The organism is Paenibacillus sp. Root444D2 (genome assembly GCF_001426375.1).
Classification (GTDB): domain Bacteria; phylum Bacillota; class Bacilli; order Paenibacillales; family NBRC-103111; genus Paenibacillus_E.
The window spans coordinates 81,560-107,672 of sequence record NZ_LMEO01000010.1; the positions used below are offsets into that span (position 1 = coordinate 81,560).

Annotated in this window: 21 protein-coding genes and 1 riboswitch; of the genes, 17 read left to right on the forward strand and 4 right to left on the reverse strand. The window is 46.4% G+C overall.

From position 1 onward, the window contains the following. Nucleotides 1-256 precede the first annotated feature (256 nt). Nucleotides 257-880, reverse strand: a complete 624-nt coding sequence (locus ASD40_RS08145; protein WP_057302811.1) for an NAD(P)-dependent oxidoreductase — start codon at nt 878-880, stop codon at nt 257-259. A 261-nt stretch (nt 881-1,141) separates the two neighbouring features. On the opposite strand from ASD40_RS08145, the gene rluF reads away from it, so the two are divergent. Continuing rightward, nucleotides 1,142-1,852 (forward strand): 23S rRNA pseudouridine(2604) synthase RluF, encoded by a 711-nt coding sequence (gene rluF / locus ASD40_RS08150; RefSeq protein WP_057302812.1) that lies wholly within the window; start codon nt 1,142-1,144, stop codon nt 1,850-1,852. Nucleotides 1,853-2,137: 285 nt separating this feature from the next. Next, nucleotides 2,138-4,501, forward strand: a complete 2,364-nt coding sequence (locus ASD40_RS08155; protein ID WP_057302813.1) for an S-layer homology domain-containing protein — start codon at nt 2,138-2,140, stop codon at nt 4,499-4,501. Nucleotides 4,502-4,650: 149 nt separating this feature from the next. Here the strand turns inward: ASD40_RS08155 and ASD40_RS38160 are convergent, their stop codons facing one another. Next, on the reverse strand, nt 4,651-4,809 hold the full coding sequence (locus ASD40_RS38160) for a hypothetical protein (RefSeq protein WP_164484190.1): 159 nt from the start codon (nt 4,807-4,809) through the stop codon (nt 4,651-4,653). A 167-nt stretch (nt 4,810-4,976) separates the two neighbouring features. Here ASD40_RS38160 and ilvA point away from each other — a divergent pair, with 167 nt between their 5' ends. From ilvA to ASD40_RS37120, 7 genes are all read left to right on the forward strand, one after another. Next, nucleotides 4,977-6,233 (forward strand): threonine ammonia-lyase IlvA, encoded by a 1,257-nt coding sequence (gene ilvA, locus ASD40_RS08160; protein WP_057302814.1) that lies wholly within the window; start codon nt 4,977-4,979, stop codon nt 6,231-6,233. A gap of 62 nt (nt 6,234-6,295) precedes the next feature. Further along, nucleotides 6,296-6,384: riboswitch (cyclic di-GMP riboswitch) on the forward strand. Between the two features lie 84 nt (nt 6,385-6,468). Continuing rightward, nucleotides 6,469-8,007 carry a putative bifunctional diguanylate cyclase/phosphodiesterase gene (locus tag ASD40_RS08165; protein WP_057302815.1) on the forward strand — a complete coding sequence of 513 codons (1,539 nt, stop codon included), beginning with the start codon at nt 6,469-6,471 and terminating at the stop codon, nt 8,005-8,007. A gap of 258 nt (nt 8,008-8,265) precedes the next feature. Beyond that, nucleotides 8,266-9,339: a BMP family lipoprotein gene (locus ASD40_RS08170; RefSeq protein WP_057302816.1), complete on the forward strand. Its 1,074-nt coding sequence runs from the start codon at nt 8,266-8,268 to the stop codon at nt 9,337-9,339. A 129-nt stretch (nt 9,340-9,468) separates the two neighbouring features. After that, nucleotides 9,469-11,010, forward strand: a complete 1,542-nt coding sequence (locus ASD40_RS08175) for an ABC transporter ATP-binding protein (RefSeq protein WP_057302817.1) — start codon at nt 9,469-9,471, stop codon at nt 11,008-11,010. Next, nucleotides 11,003-12,082 carry an ABC transporter permease gene (locus tag ASD40_RS08180; RefSeq protein WP_057302818.1) on the forward strand — a complete coding sequence of 360 codons (1,080 nt, stop codon included), beginning with the start codon at nt 11,003-11,005 and terminating at the stop codon, nt 12,080-12,082. The genes ASD40_RS08175 and ASD40_RS08180 overlap by 8 nt, the downstream gene beginning before the upstream one ends. Nucleotide 12,083: 1 nt before the next feature. Continuing rightward, nucleotides 12,084-13,067, forward strand: coding sequence for an ABC transporter permease (locus tag ASD40_RS08185; protein ID WP_057302819.1), 984 nt, complete (start codon nt 12,084-12,086; stop codon nt 13,065-13,067). 566 nt (nt 13,068-13,633) lie between these two features. After that, nucleotides 13,634-13,771: a hypothetical protein gene (locus ASD40_RS37120; RefSeq protein WP_156389934.1), complete on the forward strand. Its 138-nt coding sequence runs from the start codon at nt 13,634-13,636 to the stop codon at nt 13,769-13,771. A 138-nt stretch (nt 13,772-13,909) separates the two neighbouring features. Here ASD40_RS37120 and ASD40_RS08190 read toward each other — a convergent pair whose 3' ends face one another. Together ASD40_RS08190 and ASD40_RS08195 are read right to left on the reverse strand one after the other, a co-directional pair. Next, nucleotides 13,910-14,674, reverse strand: a complete 765-nt coding sequence (locus ASD40_RS08190) for an SDR family oxidoreductase (protein ID WP_057302820.1) — start codon at nt 14,672-14,674, stop codon at nt 13,910-13,912. 567 nt (nt 14,675-15,241) lie between these two features. Continuing rightward, entirely contained in the window at nt 15,242-16,099 is an 858-nt protein-coding gene (locus tag ASD40_RS08195) for an AraC family transcriptional regulator (RefSeq protein WP_057302821.1), read from the reverse strand. A 234-nt stretch (nt 16,100-16,333) separates the two neighbouring features. Between ASD40_RS08195 and ASD40_RS08200 the strand changes: the two genes are divergently transcribed. From ASD40_RS08200 to ASD40_RS08235, 8 genes are all read left to right on the forward strand, one after another. Next, nucleotides 16,334-17,515 carry a galactokinase gene (locus tag ASD40_RS08200; protein WP_057302822.1) on the forward strand — a complete coding sequence of 394 codons (1,182 nt, stop codon included), beginning with the start codon at nt 16,334-16,336 and terminating at the stop codon, nt 17,513-17,515. A 1-nt stretch (nt 17,516) separates the two neighbouring features. Beyond that, nucleotides 17,517-18,503 carry a UDP-glucose 4-epimerase GalE gene (gene galE, locus ASD40_RS08205; protein WP_057302823.1) on the forward strand — a complete coding sequence of 329 codons (987 nt, stop codon included), beginning with the start codon at nt 17,517-17,519 and terminating at the stop codon, nt 18,501-18,503. A 95-nt stretch (nt 18,504-18,598) separates the two neighbouring features. Continuing rightward, on the forward strand, nt 18,599-20,176 hold the full coding sequence (locus tag ASD40_RS08210; RefSeq protein ID WP_057302824.1) for a UDP-glucose--hexose-1-phosphate uridylyltransferase: 1,578 nt from the start codon (nt 18,599-18,601) through the stop codon (nt 20,174-20,176). 582 nt (nt 20,177-20,758) lie between these two features. Further along, a complete protein-coding gene (locus ASD40_RS08215) occupies nt 20,759-21,748 on the forward strand; it encodes an acrylyl-CoA reductase family protein (protein ID WP_057302825.1) in 990 nt (329 codons plus the stop codon). A gap of 48 nt (nt 21,749-21,796) precedes the next feature. Beyond that, nucleotides 21,797-22,654, forward strand: a complete 858-nt coding sequence (locus tag ASD40_RS08220; protein ID WP_057302826.1) for a carbon-nitrogen hydrolase family protein — start codon at nt 21,797-21,799, stop codon at nt 22,652-22,654. 32 nt (nt 22,655-22,686) lie between these two features. After that, nucleotides 22,687-23,397 carry a GNAT family N-acetyltransferase gene (locus ASD40_RS08225; RefSeq protein WP_057302827.1) on the forward strand — a complete coding sequence of 237 codons (711 nt, stop codon included), beginning with the start codon at nt 22,687-22,689 and terminating at the stop codon, nt 23,395-23,397. A gap of 21 nt (nt 23,398-23,418) precedes the next feature. Continuing rightward, complete coding sequence (locus ASD40_RS08230) at nt 23,419-24,090, forward strand: hypothetical protein (RefSeq protein WP_057302828.1); 672 nt, start codon at nt 23,419-23,421, stop codon at nt 24,088-24,090. A gap of 418 nt (nt 24,091-24,508) precedes the next feature. Continuing rightward, entirely contained in the window at nt 24,509-25,978 is a 1,470-nt protein-coding gene (locus ASD40_RS08235; RefSeq protein WP_057302829.1) for a transposase, read from the forward strand. The last annotated feature ends 135 nt before the right edge of the window (nt 25,979-26,113 follow it).

Consider the following 26,113-nt stretch of genomic DNA (forward strand, 5'->3'; position numbering starts at 1 on the left):
ATTGTTGTATTTTTTGCAACAATCGTGCGGATAACAGAGGATTAGCTTGTCTAAAGTTGTACGAAGTACAACAATCACACGGATGGGTAAGTAATTGTTTCAGCATTACGTCTCTTGGGCATAGATTGCTTTGCACCAACCATAAATCACTCACAACCAAGGACGCAGCAAAACGTGTGTTATATTTTGTTTGCTCTGTTGCTCTGTTCTTTTCCGCTCTGTTCTGTTCTGCTCCGTTCTGCCCTGCTCCGCTCCACTAATAAGCAATCCCCACACGACACCCCACATACTCTCCCGCGAGAGCGACTCGGTAGGTGAAAGCCGCGGTGTCGCCCACGGAGATGGACATCCCGCCTTCGGGCAAATAGTCCCGCTCGGCGCGGTACTGTCCCTGTGGCTCGCCGTCGGGTAAATAAGTTGGACAGACGACTGTCCAACTTAATCCCGAGGCGGCGAGCTGCTCCCACGCTCTGCGGTGCTCTTCGGCCGCCCGCGTTGATGAGCGCCGGGAGTCCGGCGCCTCATAGCGCAGCAAGCCGGGATGCTCTCTGCTTTGCAGGATGCCGGCTGTACCGACAGTGACTATTCGGCTTACGCCGTGTGTCTTCATAGCCTCAATGAGATGAGGCGTAAACTCGGTCAGCACCGTGCCGCCATCGGTGCCGAGGCAGCTTATGACCAGCTCCGCCCCGCGGAGGGCAGCCAGTAGATTTACACCGTTACGAGCGTCCCCTTGAAGAATAGTTAAGCCTTCGGAGTGAATCCCTTTGAGCTTCTCTAGGCTTCGAACGAGTGCAGTGACTTCGTGTCCGTCCGCTAGTGCTTTTTCCAAAATTCTTCTTCCTACTCTACCTGTGGATCCTAGTATGAGAATATGCACGGTGGTTCCCCCTTGTTTCGTTAATGGTTATCATTATTATACGCTTATCACACTGAGGGAGGAAATTTCCTCGCATACCAAAAAGAGCTCGTGCTCGTATTCTCTTCCATGATAGATACCCCATCCCTTTGTTCAGATGGGGTAGGAATCTATTACAATATGTTCCCTGCATCGACCCCTTTGAACGCTACTTGAACCGAGTAAGCGAATCCAGCATAATAGTAGGTACTTAATTACGGCATAGAAGGGAATTTCCCAAGCATGAGAATTAATAAATTTATTAGCGAAACCGGTGTTTGCTCCAGACGGGAAGCGGACAAGTGGGTAGAGGCGAAGCGCGTTACGATTAATGGTGAGGTTGCCGGACTGGGGAGTGTCGTTGGCCCTGGGGATGAAGTTCGGGTCGATGGTCGACCGATTGGCGAGAAGAAGGAGCATGTTTATATTGCACTTAATAAGCCTGTGGGGATTACAAGTACAACAGAGGCGCATATCAGAGGCAACATTGTTGATTTCGTCGGGCATTCAGAGCGCATTTTTCCGATCGGCAGACTGGATAAAGATTCCGAAGGGCTTATCCTTCTGACCAATAACGGAGATATTGTGAACCAGATTCTGCGCGCGGAGAACAACCATGATAAAGAATACATCGTGACGGTCAATCGACCGATTACACCGATGTTTTTGCAAGGAATGGCTAGCGGGGTCCGAATTCTGGGCACGATGACGAAGCCTTGTGAGATTTACCAAGTTGGTGACCGCGTTTTCCGAATCATTCTCACACAAGGGCTTAACCGCCAAATTCGCCGGATGTGCGAAGCGTTCGGGTATCGGGTGGTGCGTCTGCAGAGGGTTCGGATCATGCATATCCATCTGGGCAATTTGAAGGTTGGTAAATGGCGGAATTTGACGCAAGGTGAAATGCAGGATTTAATGCATACACTTAGCAAAGAGAACAGCCAATCAAGATGAGCCATAACCTGTTGTAGTAATAATTGCAGTGAAATTTTACACATGTTTGGCATTCGATAAAAGGGTGCTCAGATATGTGTTTTTTGTTGAGTAATCCTAGTTTTTTAGCCTTAAATCGTTTCGATCTAGTGACATTTCGTGTAAATAAAAATATATAGCAGTAATCGAGTTTCCTAAAGCAACTTTTTTCCAGTTTTATACGTCAAGGATTATTATGGAATCTCTATGCTTCTAAAGAATTAAAGCTGTTTTGAGGAACGTAAAAAGTTGAGGAGGAAGATGACTTTGAAATTAATCAAACAAGCAGGAACATTGGTACTCGCATCGACACTGCTGCTCACTGCTGCGCCTGGGGTTTGGGCTGAAGCTGCTGTAGGAAGTACGTCCATAGCTCCCACGCTACCTGCATTTCCCGGAAAAGATGATAAGCAGTTGGATGCCAAAATTACCAAAGAACAAGCCATTGAACGAGCTAAGACCTACATAACGGTGCCGGAAGGCTATACATTTCAATCTATTAGTCTAAATGCTTATTACAGCATGAATGGCCGGAATATCCCGACGTGGAACATTAATTACACCAAAATGGTGAAAGATCGGAATTACGGTTCCTTAAACGTATCGATTAACGGATTGGACGGAACGTTGACCTCCTTTTCCATGAATGACAATGACCCTGAGCACAAACCAAGCTATCCGCCGAAGGTGGATTTCAAAGCTGCCAAGGACGCCGCTTCTGCCTTTATTGGCAAAGTGAACCCAGAGAAGCAGAAGGAGCTTGTTTATAATGATTCAGAGGAAAATGCATTTCGAACGCCGCTGAATGGTAATTATCAGTACAATATTCGGTTCGATCGATCTGTTGGCGGTGTGCCCTTTGCTCCCAATGGTATTAGTGTGGTCGTCAATGGGGAAGGACAGGTTACGAATTATAACTATAACTGGGATGACAATGTCGCGTTTCAGCAAAATGTAACGCCGATTTCTAAGGAGAAAGCTGCCCAAATGTTCCGCGATAAGGCGAATCTTTCTTTGCTTTACCAGATTCCATACGGTGCCAAAGGCAAGAAATTGCCGATTATTTCTTACATGCTGGGCGGCTTTTCCTTGAATGCAGAAACTGGTGAGGTCTGGAGCCCCGTCAAAGGGATGGAAGATGCTGAGGGGAATAAGCCCTTAACCGACAAGCCACTGGCTGCTAAGCCGCCTGCTACCTTGGACCTGACTAAGGAAGAGGCGATTAAGAAGGTGACAACGGTTTTCAACCTGTCCTCCGACTACAAAATCCAAGAAGCATCCTATAATGAATCGACCAACCCTGAAACAGGGGAAACCATCTCAAATTGGAATTTAAGTTGGAATGAGGCGTCTGAGAAGGATTCCAAAGTTAAAATCGTCGGTAAAGGCGCATGGGCTAGCGTGAACAGCAAGACAGGAGAGATTACAAATTTCAACAGCTACATCCCTTACGGACCTGACGCCGATAAAGAGATAGAAGGTAAAATTGCTTTGGAAGATGCGATAACAACCGGTGTTGATTTTGTGAAAAAGCAGCTTCCTGCTTATACCGATCAGTTGTCGCTTCAAGTACAATCGGCTAAAAATTATTCCGAAGATCAGCTGAAGCATATGCGCAATTGGGATATTAGTTTTAAACGCGTGATCGATGGTGTAAATGCCGGGAATGAAGAAGTAACGGTAAGTATCGATCGTGTGACCGGCCAAATTGTTGGTTATCACTACTCCATCAGCAATCTGCCTTATCCACAGCAAAAGCCGCAGGTGCTGGCCATTGATAAAGCCAAGGATCTTTGGCTCGCGCAGTTTGACATCAAGTTAAATTATGTGGCCGAAGGCAGCGGGTTCATCGGTGGAATTCCCCTGGAGAAATACAGAGTGATGGTGGCAGCTGGGGATGTCCCGCAATCCATGGATCTGAAGACAGACGGGAAATTAGATGCAAAGCTTGTCTATTCACTCGTTCCTAAGTTCAACCGTGAACCTTTCCTTTTGGATGCGCAAACCGGTCAATGGCGGAATAGTGAAACAGGTGATGTAATGTCCTTGGACAAAGTGACAGTAAGCGACATTGACAATCACTGGGCTAAAAATGAGCTTCAGCTTATGCTTGATTATCAAGCGCTGGACGTGAAGGATGGCAAAGTGAATCCAGACCAAACCATTCAACGCGGTGAGTTAGTCAAAATGCTCGTTATTGCCATGAATGGCGGTAACGGTGGTATTTATTACGGGGCAGAACGGAAGGCATCATTTGCCGATGTGAGCAAATCTTCTCCTTATTTTGCCTATGTTGAAAATGCGGTTGATCGCGGTTTACTAGATGTAGGTGCTGAATTTAATCCAGAAGCAGCTATGAATCGTGAAGAAATGGCACAGCTGATCGTGAAGGCGCTTGGCTACAAGAGCCTGACGAAGTTCGACGGTATCTTCAATGGCAATTTCACAGATGCTGCTAAGCTTAAGCATGTTGGGGATGCAGCTATTGTAGTGGGGCTGAACATTATGTCACTAGACGATGGACAATTCGTACCTCAGCAAGAAGTGACGAAAGCACAGGCGGCCAGCGCCTTTTACCGCTTCTTGCAAAGACGGTCTGAGCTTCAGGAGCAGCCTCGTTACTATTACTAAATAAGCTGTTGAGGGGAGTTAGTTAACTCCTCTCATAACCAATAAAAGAAGCCTCTAAATCCACTTATGAGTGGGTTTGAGGCTTCTTGTGGTTGAGCGGGCTACAGATGTTATCTTGCCTTCTCTGATAAGGACATTGCGTCCTAGCTCTAGAACATTGGGAATACATATCGAACTAGGAAATACAGGACGCCGAAGATGATGACGACGTAAGCGGCATATTTGATGAAAGTAGAAGCAACTAGACTGGAATCCGATTTTTTCTCCACATGGCGTTCTTCGATATCGATATCGCGATGAGTCGACATTTGAACCACTCCTTTGAAGTTGTATTGCTATGTAATACCCTGCTGGGCACGAAGTGAAACACAGGAAAAAACGCTGCCAATATTATTTTCGTACAGGCGGACAGAGTTGTGCTACAATAATCTTTAAAACTTTAATAGCACAATGCGGAGAAAGGAAGTAAGAGAAAATGGTTGTTACCAGTAAAGTAGGTTTGGAAGATATTATTAGGGCCAATCATGTGCTCAGCAGGGTGATCGAACCTTCGCCGTTGCAACGCAATGAGCTGCTCTCTAACTTGTATGAATGCAACGTTTATCTTAAACGTGAAGATATGCAAATTGTCCGTTCTTTCAAAATTCGTGGAGCGTATAATGTGATTCAAAGCTTAACACCGGAGGAACGCGAAGCAGGTGTCGTGTGTGCGAGCGCTGGCAATCATGCGCAGGGAGTGGCTTATTCCTGTAAGCAACTCGGTATTGAAGGCAAAATCTTCATGCCGACAACAACGCCGAGACAAAAGATTTCCCAAGTTAAGCTATTTGGCGGATCTTTTGTTGAAGTTATTCTCACAGGTGATTCATTCGATGACTCCTCTAACCATGCCAAAGCCTACTGTGCTCAAGAGAATAAAGTGTTCATACACCCTTTCGATGATGTCCGCACGATTGCTGGGCAAGGCACAGTTGGTCTCGAGATTATGAATCAAATGCCCGAATCTCCTGACTATATCTTCGCAACGATTGGCGGAGGCGGCCTGGCAGCGGGAGTTGCAACCTATGTGGATAGTGTTTCTCCACGAACACGTATCATCGGTGTTGAACCGGAGGGCGCGGCAAGCATGACGGAAGCGCTGAAGCAGGGGAAGGTCGTGACCTTACCCACGATTGATAAGTTCGTAGACGGAGCAGCCGTGAAGCAAGTGGGCGAGCTTACTTTTGACATTTGTAAAGAAAAGCTTGAGGATATCGTCATTGTTCCTTCTGGCAAGGAATGTACAACCATTCTGGAGCTTTACAACAATAACGCGATTGTCATTGAGCCGGCCGGCGCGCTCCCAGTTTCAGCCCTCGATGCCTATCGGGAGCAGATTCGCGGTAAGAATGTGGTTTGTATCATCAGCGGCGGCAACAATGACATTGACCGTATGCAGCAGATTAAAGAAAGATCGCTCGTGTATGAAGGCTTGAAGCACTACTTTATCCTTAATTTCCCGCAGCGTGCTGGGGCCTTGCGCGAATTTCTGGAAGAAGTCTTAGGACCCACAGACGATATTACAAGATTTGAGTATACGAAAAAAAATAATAGGGACGACGCTCCAGCGCTGGTCGGCATTGAGCTCAAAAATAAAGATGATTATGAAGGTCTTATTGAGCGCCTATCTCAGAAGGATTATGGCTATATAGAAATAAATAAGGACCCCAAGCTATTTAACTTGCTTATTTGAGGAAAAATAGCCAAATGTGGAATGAATATGATATAGTTAATTAGTCCCATTTATTCCCTTAATATCGTAAAAGGCAAACTTATCGAAAGGTAAGGACGCAAAGCTGCAGATCTAAGGTTGCCCTCGCAACAATGATGGCTGGGCTGCCGACAGGTTGCAGTTTACCTAGACAGGTACACCTACGGCTATTCCGATTCGGAATAGCCTTTTTTTCATCAAATAAGGAGGTTCAAGAATGAGAGGCATACTTTCTAAGTGGATACAGCATATGAAAGCGCAAACGTTGGTCTATTTGGGCGTGCTGGGCTTCTTTTTGTTGACCATTAATCTACTTGCTGCTTCTTCTTTCTCCTTTTCGCCTTACGTTTACATTAGTGTGCTTGTTCAAGCACTAATCTGTCTATTTTTTGCGAAGAGTGTAGGGCAACTGCTTCTTACTAGTAGAGAGCAGGAAGAAAAGAGTAAACAACTAGCCTTTCTGGCCTATCATGATACATTAACGGGATTACCCAATCGCCGATTGTTTAATGACCGATTGGAGCGGGCGCTCCTGCATGCGCAGCGTAATGAACAACTGGCGGCTGTTATGTTCTTGGACATGGACCGATTCAAGGATGTCAACGATTCATTAGGTCATGCCTACGGTGATCGTTTAATTCGCCTTGCAGCAGAACGTTTGCTGGGCTGCCTGCGTGGATCGGATACGGTGTACCGCCAAGGTGGCGACGAGTTTACTATATTACTAGAATCTTTTGCGAAGCCTGAAGATGCAAGAGTTGTAGCTTCCCGAATTCAAATGGCTCTGGAAGAGCCTTTTATCCTAGATGGAATGCCAGTAACCATAACGGCTAGTATAGGGATAGCGTTGTATCCGTTAGACGGTAAGCTGCCTGAGCAGCTCATGGCGTATGCAGATGAAGCGATGTATGCGGCCAAGAATCGGGGGCATAACCAGTTCCAATTCTATGCCTCTGACATCGATGCCATGGTGAAGAGCAAAGCTCACATGGAGAAAGAGCTCCGATTGGCCATAGACAACAATCAATTTGAAATCCTATATCAGCCTCAATATGAAATAACAAACCGAAAATTAATCGGAATGGAAGCGATCATTCATTGGAGCAGGGGAGACAACCTCCTCGCAACTAGTATGGATTGGAAGAAAGCGGCCGAGGAAATGGGTTTCATGATACCTATCGGAAAATGGGCTGTACGAACGGCGTGCAGACAGATGAGAATCTGGCAGGACGAGGGCTACACACCGCTGAGAATGACTTTAGCAGTAACGGCTTCACAGTTTAAAGATGAGCATTTTATTGAAGAAATTGCCGTTGTTTTGAAAGAAACAGGTATCAATCCCATGTTGGTGGAGCTGGACCTTACGGAAAGTATCACATCTTCCAATGTACAAGAGGCTAGCGAGAAATTGATTATCCTGAAGAAATTCGGAGTGCGTATCGTGATGGATGACCTGTGTACAGGTCTTTTTACACGAAGCGGGCTCGAAGGTATGCCGCTCGATAGCGTAAAATTAGATAGCACATTGATTCGGGATTTGGTAGACGACGATGAGAATCAGCTGCTGGCTGCTGCCATAATTCGCATGGCTCACCGTCTAGGTTTAAATTTAATTGCAAAGGGTGTCGAAACAGAAGAACAACTGGAGCACTTGAGACTTTTGCAGTGTACGGAAGTGCAAGGAATGCTGTTCAGCAGCCCGTTAGGACCCGAACAATTCATGAGACTTATGAACGATAAAATTAACAAAGGGTAATCTAGATTTTATTAACCAGTGGTAGTATAATAAATAATTGGGGCTTGGAACCTATATTGTAGGGGCTTACAAAAAGACCATGTCAACTTGTATGACATAACGAATTATGTTAATTTGCTGGTGTATCGCTTTTATCTTGGGTTTCAAAATGATACACTCATGCTTATAGCCAGTCTTACATAATTTAACTAATTTTGGTCAACCTACAATGTGAGATTTCGTGGTTTTAAATTAATTGATCCTATGGGGGTAATAATCATGAAGAAAATGCTTTCAACAGCTCTTATGGCTGTAACGGTTTCTGCATTAGCTCTTTCCGGCTGTGCCAAAAAAGAAGAAACGAAACCGGCGGCTTCAGCAACTCCAGCTACTTCTGCAGCTGCAACAGCTTCTGCGGCACCAAGCAACAACAGCGGTAAAGACTTCAAAATCGGAATGGTTACCGATATTGGTGGCGTCAATGATAAATCTTTTAACCAAAGCGCATGGGAAGGCTTGAAGGCGCTTGAGAAACAAACAGGCGTTAAAGTGAAAAACCTTGAAAGTAAAGGCGATGCAGATTACACGCCTAACTTAAACCAATTCGTTAAAGACGGCTACAACCTAACTTGGGGTATCGGCTTCTTGATGGGCGATGCGCTAAAAACAGTAGCAACTCAAAACCCAAATGCTAAATTAGCGATCATTGATAATGTCGTTGAAGCTCCAAACGTAGAATCCGTAACATTCTCTGAGCAAGAAGGTTCTTACCTTGTTGGGGTAGTTGCAGGTCTAACAACAAAATCAAACAAAATCGGCTTCGTTGGCGGTATCGACATCCCGGTTATCAAACGTTTTGAAGCTGGTTTCGTAGCTGGCGTTAAAGCGGTTAATCCAAATGCTAAAATTCAAATTAACTATACAGGCGCTTTTGACAAGCCAGACCTTGGTAAAGCAGCAGCAGCAACGATCTACAACGATGGCGCTGATGTAATTTTCCACGCAGCTGGTTCCACAGGTAATGGTGTATTCAACGAGGCGAAAGACCGCGCGAAAAACGGTAAAAAGGTTTGGGTTATCGGCGTAGATAAAGACCAATCCCTTGAGTTCGGCGATGAAGTTACACTGACTTCCATGTTGAAACGTGTTGACACAGCAGTTATTCGTGTTTCCAAAGACATCATCGACAACAAATTTCAAGGTGGTAAAGTGGTTACACTCGGTCTGAAAGACGATGGCGTAGGCCTTCCTGAAACTTCCAAGAAAAATGTATCCGCGGAAATCTTGAAAAAAGTGGATGAGTTCAAAGCAAAAATTATTAGCGGCGAAATCAAAGTTCCTGAAAAACCTTAATTTAGGTATAAAAGGCGTTGCGGTTACGAACGATAGGTTTGCTTCTGTTCAAACAAGGCTAGTTATAATAACTAGCCTTGTTCTTTAGTTTTAGAGGTAATTAAAAAAATTGATCCTTAGGGTGATCTGATGAGTGAAGTAGTCCCTGTTGTTGAGCTTAGCAACATTACGAAGCGGTTTCCAGGAATAGTGGCGAATGATGCCATTAGTTTAAAGCTGATGAAGGGTGAAATTCATGCCTTGCTTGGCGAAAATGGCGCGGGTAAATCAACACTAATGAACATTGTGTTCGGACTTTATCAGCCGGATGAAGGTAACATTAAAGTGCAAGGCAAGGAAGTGTTTATTGATAGCCCGAATCGTGCTATCGAGCTTGGCATTGGTATGGTGCATCAGCATTTCAAGCTGGTTCAGCCATTTACCGTGACAGAAAACATTATTTTGGGCATGGAGCCCAAAAAAGGGTCGAAAATCGATTACAAAACAGCGCAAGACAAAGTACGTAAGTTATCGGAACAATATGGTTTGCGAGTGGATCCAAAAGCGAGAATAGAAGATATCTCCGTCGGCATGCAGCAGCGTGTGGAAATATTGAAAACGCTGTATCGCGGCGCCGATATTCTTATTTTTGATGAACCTACAGCTGTACTAACGCCGCAAGAGATTAGTGAATTGATGGTCATTATGCGCAATCTTGTCAAAGAGGGCAAATCCATCATTCTCATTACACATAAGCTGAAAGAAATTATGGAGATTGCCGATACCGTGACGATCATTCGTCGGGGCAAGGTCATTGATTCTTTAGAAATCGCGAAGACCAATCCGCAAATTCTGGCGGAGAAGATGGTCGGTCGCGATGTTTCCTTCAAAGTGAACAAGCAGGATGTGAAGCTTGGAGAACCCGTTCTCCAGGTTCAAGAACTAGTCGCGCGAAACCAGCAGGGTTTGCCTGCTTTGAAGGGGCTTAATTTTGAGGTGAAAGCCGGAGAAATTCTGGGCATCGCCGGTGTTGATGGCAATGGACAGAGTGAATTAATAGAGGCGTTAACCGGGCTGCGTTCTATTGATAGCGGTCGTGTGCTGCTGATGGGAAGCGATATTACAAACTATACACCGAGAGAAATCTCCGAGGCTGGATTGTCGCATATTCCTGAGGACCGGCACAAGCATGGACTCGTACTCGATTTTACTATGAGCGAGAACATGGTGCTTGAAACGTATTTTCATCCTGCGTATAACAAAGCTGGTTTCTTGAATTATGAAGCTATCGATCGCCATGCGGAAGCGTTGATTAAGCAGTTCGACGTTAGAACGCCAAGTATCTACAATAAAGCGCGTTCCTTGTCAGGTGGTAATCAACAAAAGGCGATTATTGCCAGGGAAATATACAAAAATCCCAATCTTCTTATTGCCGCGCAACCGACGCGGGGATTGGATGTCGGTGCAATCGAGTTCGTGCATCGTCAATTGATCGAGCAGCGGAACAAAGGCAAAGCAGTTCTGTTGATTTCTTTTGAACTGGATGAAATTATGAATGTGTCGGATCGCATTGCCGTTATCTATGAAGGACAGATTGTGGGAGAAGTGCTGCCGCAGGAGACGAACGATCAAGAGATCGGTTTGCTTATGGCTGGCAGTAAGCGCACAGAGAAAGGAGCTGCTCATGAATAAGGTTGCTCGCATTTTTACAAGTGAATCAGCGGTGAATCCGATCGTGGCGATTATACTTGGGCTGTTATTCGGAGCACTCGTGATGCTGGCAGGCGGATATAACCCGATTGCCGCCTATGGGGCGCTATTTTCTCGTATTTTCGGTAATTCGTATGATATAGGTGAATCTATTCGTGCGATTACCCCTCTTATTTTGACGGGATTATCCGTTGCATTCGCATTTCGTACAGGCTTGTTTAATATCGGTGCAGAAGGGCAATTCGTCATGGGTATGACGGGGGCTACATTTATCGGTGTCAAATTGACAGGTCTTCCATGGATTATTCATGCTCCATTAGCTGTAATCGTTGGTGCGCTTATTGGTGGACTATGGGGAGCTATTGCGGGCTATTTGAAAGCAAAGCGTGGAGTTAATGAAGTCATTACAACGATTATGTTGAACTGGATCGCTTTGTTCCTGTCGAATTATATCATTAATCAATTTCTTCTAGAGCCGAAGCAGCAGCGCTCCTACATGATCCAAGAGTCGGCATCTCTGAGTATCACATGGCTATCGACTATGCTGGAGAATGCAAGAATGCACTGGGGAACACTCATTGCGATACTCGCAGCGATTGTATTCTATATCATCTTATGGAAAACGAAGCAGGGCTACGAGCTGCGTGCAGTTGGTCATAACATCGACGCTGCGAAATATGCCGGTATGAACGTGAAGAAGAACATTATTAAAGCAATGTTTATCTCGGGTGTTTTTGCCGGGCTTGCGGGCGTGTTTGAAGTTCTTGGTGTTTTCCACTATCAAGTTGTTTCAGCAGGCTTCCCAGGTTACGGGTTTGATGGGATTGCAGTATCCCTGCTAGGTGCTAACAATCCAATAGGGATTGTTCTGGGGGCCGCACTGTTCGGCGGATTGTCTTACGGTTCAGCAGGTATGAGCTTTGGTGCTGATGTGCCGCCGGAGATTATCCGTATTGTCATCGGCTCGGTTATTTTCTTCGTTGCAACCCAAGGTATCGTTAAATGGGTGCTTATCCCGTTCTATAGTAAACGCAAGAAAGAGAGGGCTACGTAACATGGACCTGCTCACCATGCTTAACGCGTTTTTCATTAAATTTAGTGAACTTATCAACACGACGCTCGTCTATTCGACAGCGCTCATCTTTGGAGCCTTGGGTGGGATTTATTCGGAGCGCTCGGGAGTAGTCAATATCGGAATCGAAGGCCTTATGGTTTCCGGGGCATTCGCTTCGGCCGTTGGTGCTTATTATGCAGAAGAGGCGAATATGGGTATCTGGTCCCCGTGGATCGGTTTACTGACAGCCATGTTATTTGCGCTCATTTTCGCGCTGATCCATGCCGTAGCAACGATTTCGTTCAAAGCCAATCAAGTCATCAGCGGTGTTGTGATTAACTTCTTGGCAGCAGGCGTAACGTTGTATTTGGTTAAAGTGCTGTTCAATGGTGCTGGTCAAACAGAAACGCTCAATGATGTGTTTTCCAAATGGGAAATTCCGATTTTGTCCAAAATACCGTATATCGGATATGCATTCTTCAATGCCTATCCGACAACTTACATTGCATTGATTCTTGTCGCGGTTACTTACTATGTGCTGTTCAAGACACCATTCGGCTTGCGTCTTCGTTCAGTTGGCGAGCACCCGAGTGCCGCGGATACTGTAGGGGTTAAAGTGAAGCGCATTCGCTACATCGCCGTTTTGATTAGTGGTCTGTTAGGCGGACTTGGCGGGGCGACCATTACGCTCACGACAACAAGTGCCTTTTCACATAACACGATCTCAGGTCAAGGGTTTATTGCGATGGCTGCGATGATTTTCGGCAAATGGCATCCAGTGGGCGCGCTGGGCGCAGCAGTCTTCTTCGGAATGGCGCAGGCGCTCAACAACTTCATGCGTTTGTTCGAATTCTCGAAAAATATTCCGCAAGAATTCCTCTACATGCTGCCTTATGTGCTAACCATTTTAGTACTGGCAGGTGCAGTAGGCCGGGCTAAAGCGCCATCAGCTCTTGGTGAACCTTACGATCCAGGTGAACGATAAAAACAAAAAATGCACCGCTATGGGAGTATTCCCGAGGCGGTGCATTTTTTTTGTCTACTTATTTGATCGTAGGGGCCTCGTTTATATTTCTGCGATTTTGGATGGTTGGAGACTGTCGATTGATTCATTATGACTCAAAAATCGCTATTAGAGTCAACCAGCTTCCGTGAGGGTAAATTGGCTTTAGTGGTTACCAATGTTGTATTTCATACAACAATTTGCGCGCCAAAAGGCTATTTCACAACTTGAAGTTGCACTTTGTACAACATTTTGAGTCCATATGTTGCGAAATGGCCTATATAGGACCAAATTGTTGTACATGATGCAACAACAACGGGAGAAAGTCGAGATTTAGGCAGCAATTGTTGCACTTTCTACAACATTATTCACCTGCGAATATTTATTCAACCAGCAGCCTCAATTGGGCATATTTGACGATAGATCCCGGTGTAAGACACCTCAATGTAAAGTTAGATTGGATGAATGAATCGACGGTCTCTTATCTATAACAATTCAAACGTCTAAAGGCTAAGCACCTCACCCGACAATCGGTGAGGTGCTTTGTTATGACAAGATTCGAACGCGAAGAATGCTGTCGATTGCAAGGGGGAGTTACCCGACCACTAGTTAGCGGAACGTCGATTCGTTATTTTGGGAAATCTGCGCTAGAAATCAGATTAGAGGAAGTAGATGTCACTATTTGATCAATATGAACGATTCGAAGGCAAAAAACGTGAAATAACGCATCGACGTTCCTCTTCCTCATGATTTATGGTATTTTTTGTCAAATATCTAATCGGCGTTCCCTCGGCAATTATCATAGCATAATACAGCAGAGGGTTTTACATATGAGATCCGCCGCTTGCATCAATCAATTGCCCCGTTATCCAGCGGCTGTCTGAAGAGGCAAGAAAGGCGGCGATATCGGCCACATCTTCAGGCTGCCCCCATCTGTTAAAAGGGGAGAGACCGGCTGCGAACTGCTGCCCACCCGAATCCTGCAATGTTCCGGCATTCATATCGGTATCGATGATACCGGGCAAAATGGCGTTCACTGTAATGCTGCGATTCCCAAGATGCTGTGCTAAGACGAAAGTGAGTGTGTTGAGCGCACCTTTCGAGATGCTGTAGCCCAGAAAATTAGGGAAAGCCAAACGGGTAACAGCCGAAGAAATATTGATGATGCGCCCTTCGTCTCTTAGACGAGGCAATGCTTGCTGGATAAGAAATAGCGGTGCTTTGACATGAAGGTTCATGACTTCGTCAAAAGATTGTTCTGTCGTTTCCTCGATGGTTCCACTTTGCCCGATTCCAGCGTTATTGACAAGAATATCAAACTGATTACTGCTAGTGTGCTTCTCGAGGGCTTCGTCCAAACCCGCATATAAATCGCGAACGCCGTTTACGGCATTCAAGTCAGCACCAAGTGTAAAGGCGGAGCCGCCTTTATGCTTAATCTCGCGAGCCACTTCCTCTGCAGCATCGTAATTCTTTCCATAATGTACGGCTACAATGGCGCCATCCTGCGCTAGACGCAAAGCAATCCCACGTCCAATACCCCGACTTGCACCCGTTACTAAAGCTATTTTACCTTTCAACATGCTCATATCCTCATCTCCTTAAATGTTTTCATGTTTAGTTTTATCACAGGATGGCATTCGAAATGTTGCTCTCTCATTCCAAATTCCTGCCTTGTGAAAGGTTAATCGACCACCCTTTCGATATCTTGCTTTCTCATTAGCAAATGCGAACAAAAGACGCCATTCGGAGGTATAATTTTACGATCAATGTGGGAAGATTTAGGTTTGGGAGTGGGGGGCCGATAGTATCAGTACCCCCTAGTGAACATGCTTCAGGAACTGCATGAAAGGTATTGTCTGATGCTTGCGAGGGTGGCGAATCATTGGCTCGAGTGCAGGTTGGACAGTTTCCAATGGAAACCACTCTCATGCCTCGGAATTCGTGCTTTTATTGGAGATAATCCAATGGAAATAGCATTCAGGCTTTGAATATTCTGAAAGTGGGAGCTAAATATTACAAATATGACTTTGTGGACAGCTCCTTCTCAATGGTGATGTGTCATTTCCGCTTCAGTTGATATTGGCTTGAAAAAAAGAGTGCTCGATTACTGAGGAGGGCTCGCGGCTGATTTTCCCAACGAATCATGGACCAAATCAAAGCGATTTGATTTGATTCCGATACTCGCTTGGTGAGACGCCGTACCAGCGTCGAAATTGCTTAGAGAAGTAAAGCGGATCGTAGAAACCTACGGATGATGCAATCTGTTCGATGGTGAGCTCCAGCCGTTCTCGAAGCAGCAGGCGAGCTTTATCCACACGCAGTTTGAGAAGAAACGTGACAGGTGTTACCTTGGTATGGCGCTTGAACATGCGCGATAAGTACGCGCGATTGTAGCCCAAACTCTCGGCCATCAGCTCAATGGTGATAGGCTCTGCGTATTGGGTGGACAGGTAGTGAATCGCTTGCTGCACGATGCGGTCGCTCTCTGCTTCCGTGACCACGCCGGCTAGTGTGGAAGCAGACAATGTCTCACAGTATTCACCGAGTAACAAATGTAGGTATCCGATGGACTTCAGCTGTGCGTTCGCTTTTTTGGATCTTAAGGCTTGCTGAATATGGCGAAAAAGGACAGGGATGTGGCGGTTGCGCTTCGTATGGATAATGGGCTGCAAGGGATTCAATCCAGTTGAAGCAACCAACGCCGCGGCCTGCGTACCTGTAAAAGCAATCCAGCAATAATGCCACGGATCAGTCTCATCGGAGACGTAGCTAATGAGCTGTTCAGGCTCGATGACGAAGCTGTCTCCGGCGCCAAGCTCGTACTCTTCACCTTGCGAAGAGAATACCCCTTTACCCGATATCACATAGTGAATCAGAAAGTAGTCGTATACTTTTGGGCCTAACCGATGCTCAGGCTTCGTCTGACTCTCACCCGCAAACAACACGGTTAATTCACTTTCCTGGGAAGGCAATGGATTCGATACAACGTAATAGCTCTCCGACCTTGGCATGCCTGCTCTTCATCTCCGATCTACGCATCTTCATATAGCTTAACTTTATCATAAATCTAATAAAAAAGTAGTGAGCTTGAGATCACATTTCTCCATGTGGAAATAACATGCCTCCATAGCCAATCACGCGTTCTTCTCGTATACTGAAGTTACAAAGATAGCAAACATAAACGACTCCATCATCCTCAGATGACGAGCGAAATCTCTTCTAAATCCACTAAAGGCGGTGCCACAATGGCAGATTTGCAAGCTCTAAAAAACACGTTTATTGAAATTTACGGGAATTCTACAACGGCAATTTCAGCTTTTCATGCTCCAGGTCGGGTCAATTTGATCGGTGAGCACACGGATTACAATGGCGGTTATGTTTTCCCTGCAGCATTAACGTTCGGAACGACTATGATCATTCGTCCAAGACAAGATCGTGTAATTGGATTTGCATCGACAAACCTGGCACTTCGTAAACAAATTTCCATAGATGACTTGTCCTATCAAGAAGAGGACGACTGGATCAATTATCCGAAAGGGATCTTCGTTCACTTGGCGAAAGAAGGTTTCCCTGTTACGCGGGGCTATGATCTTTTGTTCCACGGTGAAATCCCGAATGGTGCCGGACTTTCGTCCTCGGCTTCCATTGAAGTCGTTACAGCTTTTGGCTTATTAACACTTGAAAAGTATCCGATTGATACCGTGAAAATCGCATTGCTCGCTCAAAAAACAGAGAACCAATTCGTTGGCGTCAACAGTGGCATCATGGATCAATTCGCGGTAGCCAATGGCAAAAAAGATCATGCCATTCTGCTCATGTGCGACACGCTTGAGTATCGCCATGTGCCTTTTCAAAGCGGCAGCTACAAGCTGGTTATTGGGAATACGAACAAACGCAGAGGTCTGATAGACTCCGCTTACAATGAGAGAAGAAGCCAATGTGAGCAGGCTGTGACCTATTTGCAAAAGCAGTTTCCTTCGATCACTTTGCTTGGTCAACTGAACCTTGCGCAATTTAACGAATTTAAACATCTAATTCCAGACGAAACCATCCGCCGACGAGCGCAGCATGTTATTGAAGAAATTGACCGTGTTCTGAAATCCATTGAGGTGCTGGAAGCGAACGACCTTGAATCTTTCGGTAAGCTGATGATCGGGTCGCATGAGTCGCTTCGTGATCTGTATGAAGTAACAGGGGTAGAGTTGGATACGATGGTAGAAGCTGCACTGAAGGTTTCAGGTGTGCTTGGGTCACGTATGACAGGCGCAGGTTTCGGAGGATGCACGGTTTCTTTAGTTCACGAGGACAGTATACAGACATTTATCGATCAAGTGGGCAAAGAATATACGGAGAAAACGGGCCTGACACCAAGTTTCTACGTTTGTAATATCGGCAATGGTGTCGAGCAAGTCGGGGAGGCGTTGTAAAATGGCTATTCTAGTAACGGGCGGAGCTGGCTATATTGGATCTCATGCGGTAGCAGAGCTGGTTGCCAAAGGGGAAGAAGTCGTTATTGTTGATAATTTGCAGCAAGGGCACAGAAACGCGGTGCTTGGGGGCAAGCTGTATGTAGGGGATTTGCGCGACGGCGAATTTCTGGATACGGTTTTCACTGAGAACAGTATCGATGCTATCATCCATTTTGCAGCGAATTCGTTAGTTGGCGAAAGCATGACCAATCCTGCGAAATACTATCACAATAACGTGTACGGAACGCTATGCTTGCTTGAGAAAATGACGCAATACGGCGTGAAGAAAATCGTCTTCTCCTCTACGGCTGCCACGTATGGTGAGCCTGAAAATATTCCAATCCTAGAAAGCGACCGCACCTTGCCGACAAATACGTATGGCGAGACGAAGCTGGCTATGGAAAAAATGATGAAATGGTTCGATATTGCGCATGGTATCAAATATGTATCGCTTCGCTATTTTAATGCGGCTGGCGCTCATGCCGGTGGCGAAATCGGGGAGGATCATAGCCCAGAGACGCATCTGATTCCTATCATTCTTCAAGTGGCTCTAGGTCAAAGACCGCATATTTCCATCTTCGGAGAAGACTATGCAACAGAAGATGGCTCGTGTGTACGCGACTACATTCATGTTAGCGATTTGGCTAGCGCCCATGTTCTTGCGGTTGAGAAGCTGCGTGGCGGAGCAGAGAGCAATATTTACAACCTAGGAAATGGCATGGGGTTCTCGGTCAAAGAAGTCATCGAAATCGCCCGTAAAGTAACTGGTCATGCTATTCCTGCTGTCATCGAACCGCGTAGAGCCGGAGATCCAGCGACGCTAATTGCCTCCTCTGAGCGAGCAAGAGCTGAGCTTGGTTGGAAACCAACACGTGATTCCTTGGAATCCATTATCGAGAGCGCGTGGAACTGGCACCAAAATCATCCGAACGGATACGAAGAGTAGAGTAAGGCAGAAAAGTGCCGAACAATGCAGAACAATGCAGAACAATGCAGAACAGAGCTGAAAAAAGGCTTGTTTTGTAGAAAGGAACGTGGCACATGGAACGGACAGTTAAAGCGCCGCAGCATGCAGCGTTGAACATAGAAAGGCTCCTTCAGTTCGCCATGCAAAATGGGCTGGTTGAGCAACTTGATGTATATACTTCTCGCAATGCTTTACTTGATTTATTCGGTCTTGCTGAACCTTATCAAGGCGAATTGCCGATAGAGAAATTAAGCAGTCCGGTTGCCTTGCTAGAAGAACTGCTCGATGCAGCTTTCGAGGCAGGCCTCTTGGAAGAGAATACGACAACGTACCGTGATTTGTTGGACGCACGGATTATGGGGCTGTTGATGCCTCGTCCATCCGAGGTCGTGCATCAATTCTGGAATACAGCCAAAACAACAAGCGTTGAGGCGGCGACGGATTACTTCTACAAGCAATCCATCGATTCCAACTATATTCGGATGGATCGCATTCAGAAAAATGCCTACTGGTTGGCCGAAACAACGTATGGCGATCTCGAAATTACAATCAACCTTTCCAAACCGGAGAAAGATCCGAAGGAAATTGCCCTGCTCAAAACACTGCCGCAAAGCAGCTATCCCTTATGTCTACTGTGCGTAGATAACTTAGGGTACGCAGGTCGTGTGAATCACCCGGCGAGACAAAATCTGCGTGTTATTCCACTGGAATTGGATGGCGAGAAGTGGTACTTCCAATATTCGCCGTATGTGTATTACAACGAGCACAGCATCATCTTCCATGAGAAACACATTCCGATGAAAACGACGGCGCATACGTTCTACCGTTTGCTGGACTTCATCGATCAGTTCCCTCATTATTTCATCGGATCGAATGCGGATCTGCCGATCGTAGGTGGTTCTATTCTGAACCACGACCATTTCCAAGGCGGACGCCATAAATTCCCGATGGAAAAAGCACCAAGTGAGAAAGCATACTCACATGCTGAGTTTGCCGGTGTGAAGGCCGCCATCGTCAAGTGGCCGATGTCAGTACTTCGCTTGAGCGGGCACAACAAGCAGCAGCTCTATAAGCTGGCGAGCAAGCTGCTCGAAGACTGGCGCGCTTATAGTGATGCGGAAGCAGACGTCCTCGCCTTCAGCGAGAAGGACGGACAGCGGGTCCCGCATAACACGATCACTCCGATCGCCCGCAACAATGCACGGGGCGAGTACGAGCTTGACCTGGTGCTGCGCAACAACCGCACCAGTGAAGAGCATCCGGATGGGATTTTCCATCCGCACCAGCACTTGCACCACATCAAGAAGGAGAACATCGGCTTGATTGAGGTTATGGGGCTGGCGGTGCTGCCAGGCCGCCTGCAAGAAGAGCTGGCGGATATCGCCAAGCTCCTCACCGGCGAAGCCGTATTCGGCCGCGAGATCCGCGAAGAGGCCGGCCATCCGCTGCATAAGCATGCGGAATGGATCGAAGCGCTGCTCGCGAAGCACGGCGCGGCGCTGCCGCAGGACGCAGCCAATGCGGTGCTGCAGGCCGAAGTCGGCAGCAAGTTCATGGACGTGCTGCTGGACGCAGGCGTGTTCAAGCGTAATGAAGCCGGTCAAGCGGCTTTTGGACGGTTTTTGACGGCTGCGGGCTTTGCGCAGTTGTAATTTGGAACTCTCTGGTCAATTAGACTGGGGAGTTTTTTGTTTTTGAAAATTGGAGAATTAGAAAAGCAAGTTGTACTGTGTACAACAATTTCCTTGATTTCTTCTTAAAAAGGTCAGGATGTTGTATGCTATACAACAAGTTAGCCCTTTTATAGACAGTAGAGCTACTTTAGACTAAAAGTGTTGTATTTTTTGCACCATTCGGATGGAAATGGAATACGTGGATAAGCTTGCCTAAAGTTGTACAAAGTACAACTTTACATGTATAAATATGCGAAAGTTCCAGTATTACGTCACTTGGGTGTAGATTGCATAGCATCAACCTTTATAAACACTCTCAACCAAGGACGGCGCAAGCCGGCTTTTTTAGTAGATAAGAAAGTATAAGTTTTATACTTTTGCTTCGCATCTACCTTGACAAACGAGCTCGTCCCAGAAGGACGACGGAGTCGTTTATCCTTGTGTAGGCGGGATGGATAAGCGGTATCAAGCTTTTGAATCCAGAGCTTAATAGTAGTAAACTTAAATAGTTGGTAATTTGATGAAGTAAAGCTGGTTTTAAATCGAGAGGAGAAAAACAGGATGGAAAGCTTTGGGGCTTTGATAGTGGAACGATCAGAGGAGCAGTTTACCGCCAATGTGAAAGATCTGCAGCTGGAGGACTTACCACCAGGTGAAGTGACGATCCGTGTTTTATATTCTGGAATTAATTATAAAGATGCTCTGGCTCTTAGCCCGAATGGGCGCGTTGTTCGCGCCTATCCGATGGTACCTGGAATTGATTTGGCCGGAACTGTCGTAGCATCGTCAGATCGTCGGTTTCGCGAAGGCGATGAGGTATTGGTGACGAGCTACGAGCTTGGTACAGGGCATTACGGCGGATTTAGCGCCTTTGCGCGTGTTCCGGCTGACTGGGTTGTGCCTCTTCCACAGGGATTAACCCATCGCGAGGCGATGATACTGGGTACGGCGGGATTTACCGCTGCGCTCTCCATACAGCGCATGGAGGAGAATGGGCTAAGCAAAGAGCAGGGACCCGTGCTTGTTCGCGGTGCAACCGGAGGAGTGGGCAGCAGCAGCGTGTCCATGCTTGCAGCGCTTGGTTATGAAGTAGAAGCTAGCACAGGGAAGTCGGCGGATCATCAGTATCTGCTGGATTTAGGGGCAAAGCGGGTATTAACACGGGAGGAGCTTGTTCCCTCTGTTAGCAAGCCGCTGAATAAGGAATATTGGGCGGGCTCTGTCGATCCCGTTGGGGGTGACTCCCTTGCCCATGTGTTGAGCCAGATCAAGTATGGCGGTTCCGTTGCCCTGAGTGGTTTGACAGGTGGCGGTGAGTTCGCAGCGTCTGTGTTTCCTTTTATCCTACGAGGTGTGAATGTGTTGGGTATTGATTCGGTTGCTTGCCGGGCGGAGGTTAGAAAGCCCCTGTGGGAGCGTATTGCAAAGGAACTGAAGCCGAAAGGTCTGGAACAGACGGTCTATCAAGAGGTTACGCTGGATGGAGTTACGGAGGCTGCTAAGCAGGTTCTGGAAGGGAAGGTCAGAGGAAGAGTGCTTGTCCGATTGTAAAAGGGAGGCAGGACTTCTTTCATTTAACGAAGTAAGGAGAGATTGACGTTGAAAATGCGCGTTTCTGCGGTGCAATATCATTTGCACACGATACATAGTTTCAAAGAGTTCGCCGCGCAGGTGGAGCATTATGTGAAGGTGGCTCAGGAGTTTGAGGCAGATTTTGTACTATTTCCTGAACTATTTACGACCCAGTTAATGTCTATAGGTGATGAGAACGGTAAGGCGCTGCCCATTGAAGCATTGCCGTCGTATACGGATGCTTATCGAACGCTTTTTCAAGGGTTGGCGAAGCAAACGGGGATGTATTTGATCGGCGGCACACATATTACCTCGGAGGAGGGCAAGCTTTATAACACGGCTCATTTATTTTATCCGGACGGGCGAATAGGGGAGCAGAAGAAGCTGCATATCACCCCGACTGAGGTTAAGGAATGGAATATGGGTGCTGGGGATTCCTTGCAGGTTTTTGACACGGATAAAGGCCGCATTGCGATTCTGGTCTGTTATGATGTGGAGTTTCCGGAAATCGTCCGGATGGCGAGAGCGCGCGGAGCGGATGTGCTGTTCGCCCCATCGTGTACGGATGACCGGCACGGATTCCATCGGGTACGTTATACGTGCCATGCTAGAACGATTGAAAATCAAATCTACGTGGTCACGACGGGGACTGTCGGGGCGCTGCCAACGGTTGATTTCATGAGGGGGAATTTCGGGCAGGCCGCGGTGTTAACACCAAACGATGTGCCTTTTCCGCCCAAGGGAATTTTGGTAGAAGGCGAGATCAACGGTGACATGGTCGTCACGGCCGATTTGGATCTGGAGCTGCTGAACCTCGTTCGGGAAAAAGGTTCCGTCACCACGTGGCGTGACCGCCGAACAGATTTGTACACAGATTGGTCTTAACGAAGTGAGATCAAGGGGGCTTACAGTGCACTATGGATTTAGAAGCTGCCAAGCAAGTTATAGAGCCGGGGAAGTTGTACGCTAAAAAATTATACGTCTTCGACGGGGATCAACCGATCGAGGCTGTGATTCGCAATTATGGAAAAGCCGATTTTGACGCACTCATTCTTATTCAGCAGGAAAGCTTCCCTCCGCCTTTTCCCTCCGAGCTATGGTGGAATGAGGAGCAGCTCACGGAGCATATCACTCGATTTCCGGAAGGGGCGCTTTGTGTAGAGGTGGCTGGTCAGGTTGTTGGGTCCATAACAGGGCTTCGTGTAGAATATGAGGAGCAACATGCAGCTGATCATAGTTGGTCAGCTTTGACGGACAATGGGTACATCCGGACGCATCGTCCAGATGGCGACACCCTTTACATTGTGGACATATGTATTATGCCGGCTTATCGCAAATTTGGTCTCGGCAAGTTGATGATGCAGTCTATGTACGAAGTGATTGTGCATCTTGGTTTAAGAAGGCTGCTCGGAGGCGGGCGGATGCCAGGTTATCACAAGCATGCTGCCGTAATGAGCGCAGATGACTACGTTAGGGCTGTCATGGCGGGCTCGCTGAAGGATCCTGTTATTACTTTTTTGCTGCGCTGCGGCCGGACGCCAGTGCAGGTTGTGCCAAATTATTTGCAGGATGAGGAGTCGCTTAACCATGCGCTTTTGATGGAGTGGCGGAATCCATTTCGAATATGACGAAGGAGTGAAGTTCTGATTATGGAGTTTATACGGATTACAAGCATAGACAATCCTTTGTTTCGCAGCATGCATGATCTGATGAAAGAGGTATTTCCGCCAGAAGAGGTGCTCGAATACGCATTGTGGAAAGAACCGCTCGAGGACCCAGGTATCCGGGTATTCGTAGCCGTTCATGAAGGTAAAGTGGTAGGTACAACGGAGTACCGCTACTATGATGACTTCCAAGTGGCGATGACGGACTTCACCATTATTGGTCAAGCTGGGCTTGGTATCGGTCGGTTCCTGGCGCGGAAACGCTGGAGCGATCTGGAAGTATTGGCTGCCGAATCTGGCAAGCCGATGCTGGGGATGTTCGCTGAAATTTATGATCCCTATCGGATCGAAGATCATGCTTTCGGCGGCGTGAAGCCGATGGATCCTTATGTGCGGCGCGAGGTGTTGTCGCATCTGGGCTATAAGCGGATCGACTTCCCATACGTTCATCCCTCTTGGGAAAACAATGGAGAAGCGGTTGAGGAACTTGACCTCTGTTTCTTGCCGACAGATGAAGATCAAGCACAGTTAGACGCAGGGATCGTTGTGAATTTCTTGAAACGCTATTATTCCGTTTTGGCGAATAAGCCGAAGGCTTGGCATGACATGGTTGAGGGGCTTGAGGGGAAAGTGACGTTGGCTTTGAAACCTCTGTAGAGAGCAATCGTGGATAGGAGTCTCTAGAGACTTCTATTTCCTCAGATTAGGCCGAAATTTTAGGGGTAAGAGTCTTTAAAGGCTGTTATTGGGAAGATTTTTTTGAAATGTATTCTTTTTAGCATTGATAACAGTCTTTAGAGGCTTCTATTTTATTAAAATCTACTGAAAATGGAAAAATAGGAGTCTCTACGAGTACGTTTCACAATTCAAAACCTGCATGGCATAAGGGTTTCCGGAGCATGCAAAAAGGAGAACCTCCCCATCTAATCGAAAGTGTAAGTACCACCANGAGTACGTTTCACAATTCAAAACCTGCATGGCATAAGGGTTTCCGGAGCATGCAAAAAGGAGAACCTCCCCATCTAATCGAAAGTGTAAGTACCACCAAACACTAGAAGAGAAGGGAGTTCTCCTAATGTATTTGATTCGGCAGCAGAGCTTGTTTTCCCTGCAAGACTTACTTAATTTACAACCTGAACAGAAATACTCCACCATTTTTGACACGATCGACATGCCCAAAATATACTCAGCTCTAGCTAAAAAGAGTTTGTTAGGCGCACCCGATCGGCAAAATTATCCGGCTATTTTCCGCTCCGTCATTATTGGAATGACGGAAGGATTTACAACGTATGAAGCACTCCTGCGTCGTGTACGAACCAGCGAAGAATATAGATGGCACTGCGGTTTTACGGGATCCAATCCCTTACCGAATAAGACTGCGTATTCCAGGATGTTCGCTCGACTTGCCAAAGCAGATGCTTTAGCTCCTTGCTTCAATCAGCTCATAGAACAAGCAAAGGAAGAAGGCTTTATTGATGGTAAAGTTATCGCTATCGACTCTTCGCACGTTCATGCAAGAGATCAATTTTACGACCCGCAGCAAGCCGGCAAACCCAGAAGAAGCCGGAAGAAAAAGAAGGCTGCAGTTGCTCAACAAATGACATTGGAAACGGAGCAGCATCCGCGACAAGTAAACACGGAAGCACCAGTAGTTCTTGAGCCGCGCAAGAAAGGACGTAAGTCCAAGGCTGAACGAGAAAAGTGGCTAAAAGAGAAAGCAGAAAAAGAAGCTGCCTTGCCTCTAATGGAAAAACCATTGAACGTCATGACCAATTACACCTTAGATGAAATGCTCGCCGCTATTCCTACAGAGCCTAATTGGGGTAGAAAAAAAGAAGTAGCAAGTGGCAGAAATAGTTTCAAATGGTATGGATATAAGCTGCATGCTGCCGTTGACTGCAAAAGCCAATACATGCTCAGTTTCCTTGTTTCAGCTGGTAATATGAGTGATCCACGTATGGCAATACCACTGATTCGGCTTCTGCGCCAACAGCATGCTAACCTGCTTATGAAACATCTACTGCTTGATGCAGGTTATGATTATGAACCCATCTATAGTGAAGCAAGAAAGGCGAAAACCTGGGCACTAATTGACAATAATCCATGCTACGTAAAAAAAGATGAGCAGGAAGATGACCATTTTCGTCCACTATGTGCCCATGGCCATTCTTACAGCTATGATAGTTTAGACAAACGATATGACGCACTTAAATTCGTTCGCCCTAAAGAAAAGTGTCAATCATGTCCTCTACTTAGCGAAGGCACATGTAAGAAGGTTATAAAAACTAAAGTATCCGACAATTGCCGTAAATACACGTTCCCAGCACGGGGTAGTGAAGCACATGAGAAACTGTATGATCAGCGAACAGCTGTTGAACGTGTATTTGCCTATCTCAAAGGACAGTTCCAACTTGATAACGTTCGTCATCGTGGAGGTAGAAAAGCCAAGGTAAATGTGGAGTTAGCCTGCTTACTATACACAGCCTGTAAACTTTCAGTTGATCGAATTAATCAAGCCATGAATACCCCTCAACTTTCAGCTTAGTTTTTTAAAAAAGAACCTACTCAAATTGGTGAAGTAACTTCTCAAATAAATTACATTGTGAAACGTACTCCGAAAGGCTTCTGGCTATGAAATTGAAGCGAAAATCCGCGGCATTTTGCACGGGATGGGCTTTGG

Coding starts and splice junctions, on each gene's coding strand:
- ASD40_RS08165 (WP_057302815.1), top strand. CDS start 6,469: ATGAGAGGCATACTTTCTAAGTGGATACAGCATATGAAAGCGCAAACG.
- ASD40_RS08185 (WP_057302819.1), top strand. CDS start 12,084: ATGGACCTGCTCACCATGCTTAACGCGTTTTTCATTAAATTTAGTGAA.
- ASD40_RS08175 (WP_057302817.1), top strand. CDS start 9,469: ATGAGTGAAGTAGTCCCTGTTGTTGAGCTTAGCAACATTACGAAGCGG.
- ASD40_RS37120 (WP_156389934.1), top strand. CDS start 13,634: ATGACAAGATTCGAACGCGAAGAATGCTGTCGATTGCAAGGGGGAGTT.
- ASD40_RS08180 (WP_057302818.1), top strand. CDS start 11,003: ATGAATAAGGTTGCTCGCATTTTTACAAGTGAATCAGCGGTGAATCCG.
- ASD40_RS38160 (WP_164484190.1), bottom strand. CDS start 4,809: ATGTCGACTCATCGCGATATCGATATCGAAGAACGCCATGTGGAGAAA.
- ASD40_RS08235 (WP_057302829.1), top strand. CDS start 24,509: ATGTATTTGATTCGGCAGCAGAGCTTGTTTTCCCTGCAAGACTTACTT.
- ASD40_RS08195 (WP_057302821.1), bottom strand. CDS start 16,099: ATGCCAAGGTCGGAGAGCTATTACGTTGTATCGAATCCATTGCCTTCC.
- rluF (WP_057302812.1), top strand. CDS start 1,142: ATGAGAATTAATAAATTTATTAGCGAAACCGGTGTTTGCTCCAGACGG.
- ASD40_RS08210 (WP_057302824.1), top strand. CDS start 18,599: ATGGAACGGACAGTTAAAGCGCCGCAGCATGCAGCGTTGAACATAGAA.
- ASD40_RS08170 (WP_057302816.1), top strand. CDS start 8,266: ATGAAGAAAATGCTTTCAACAGCTCTTATGGCTGTAACGGTTTCTGCA.
- ASD40_RS08215 (WP_057302825.1), top strand. CDS start 20,759: ATGGAAAGCTTTGGGGCTTTGATAGTGGAACGATCAGAGGAGCAGTTT.
- ASD40_RS08225 (WP_057302827.1), top strand. CDS start 22,687: ATGGATTTAGAAGCTGCCAAGCAAGTTATAGAGCCGGGGAAGTTGTAC.
- ilvA (WP_057302814.1), top strand. CDS start 4,977: ATGGTTGTTACCAGTAAAGTAGGTTTGGAAGATATTATTAGGGCCAAT.
- ASD40_RS08200 (WP_057302822.1), top strand. CDS start 16,334: ATGGCAGATTTGCAAGCTCTAAAAAACACGTTTATTGAAATTTACGGG.
- ASD40_RS08190 (WP_057302820.1), bottom strand. CDS start 14,674: ATGAGCATGTTGAAAGGTAAAATAGCTTTAGTAACGGGTGCAAGTCGG.
- galE (WP_057302823.1), top strand. CDS start 17,517: ATGGCTATTCTAGTAACGGGCGGAGCTGGCTATATTGGATCTCATGCG.
- ASD40_RS08230 (WP_057302828.1), top strand. CDS start 23,419: ATGGAGTTTATACGGATTACAAGCATAGACAATCCTTTGTTTCGCAGC.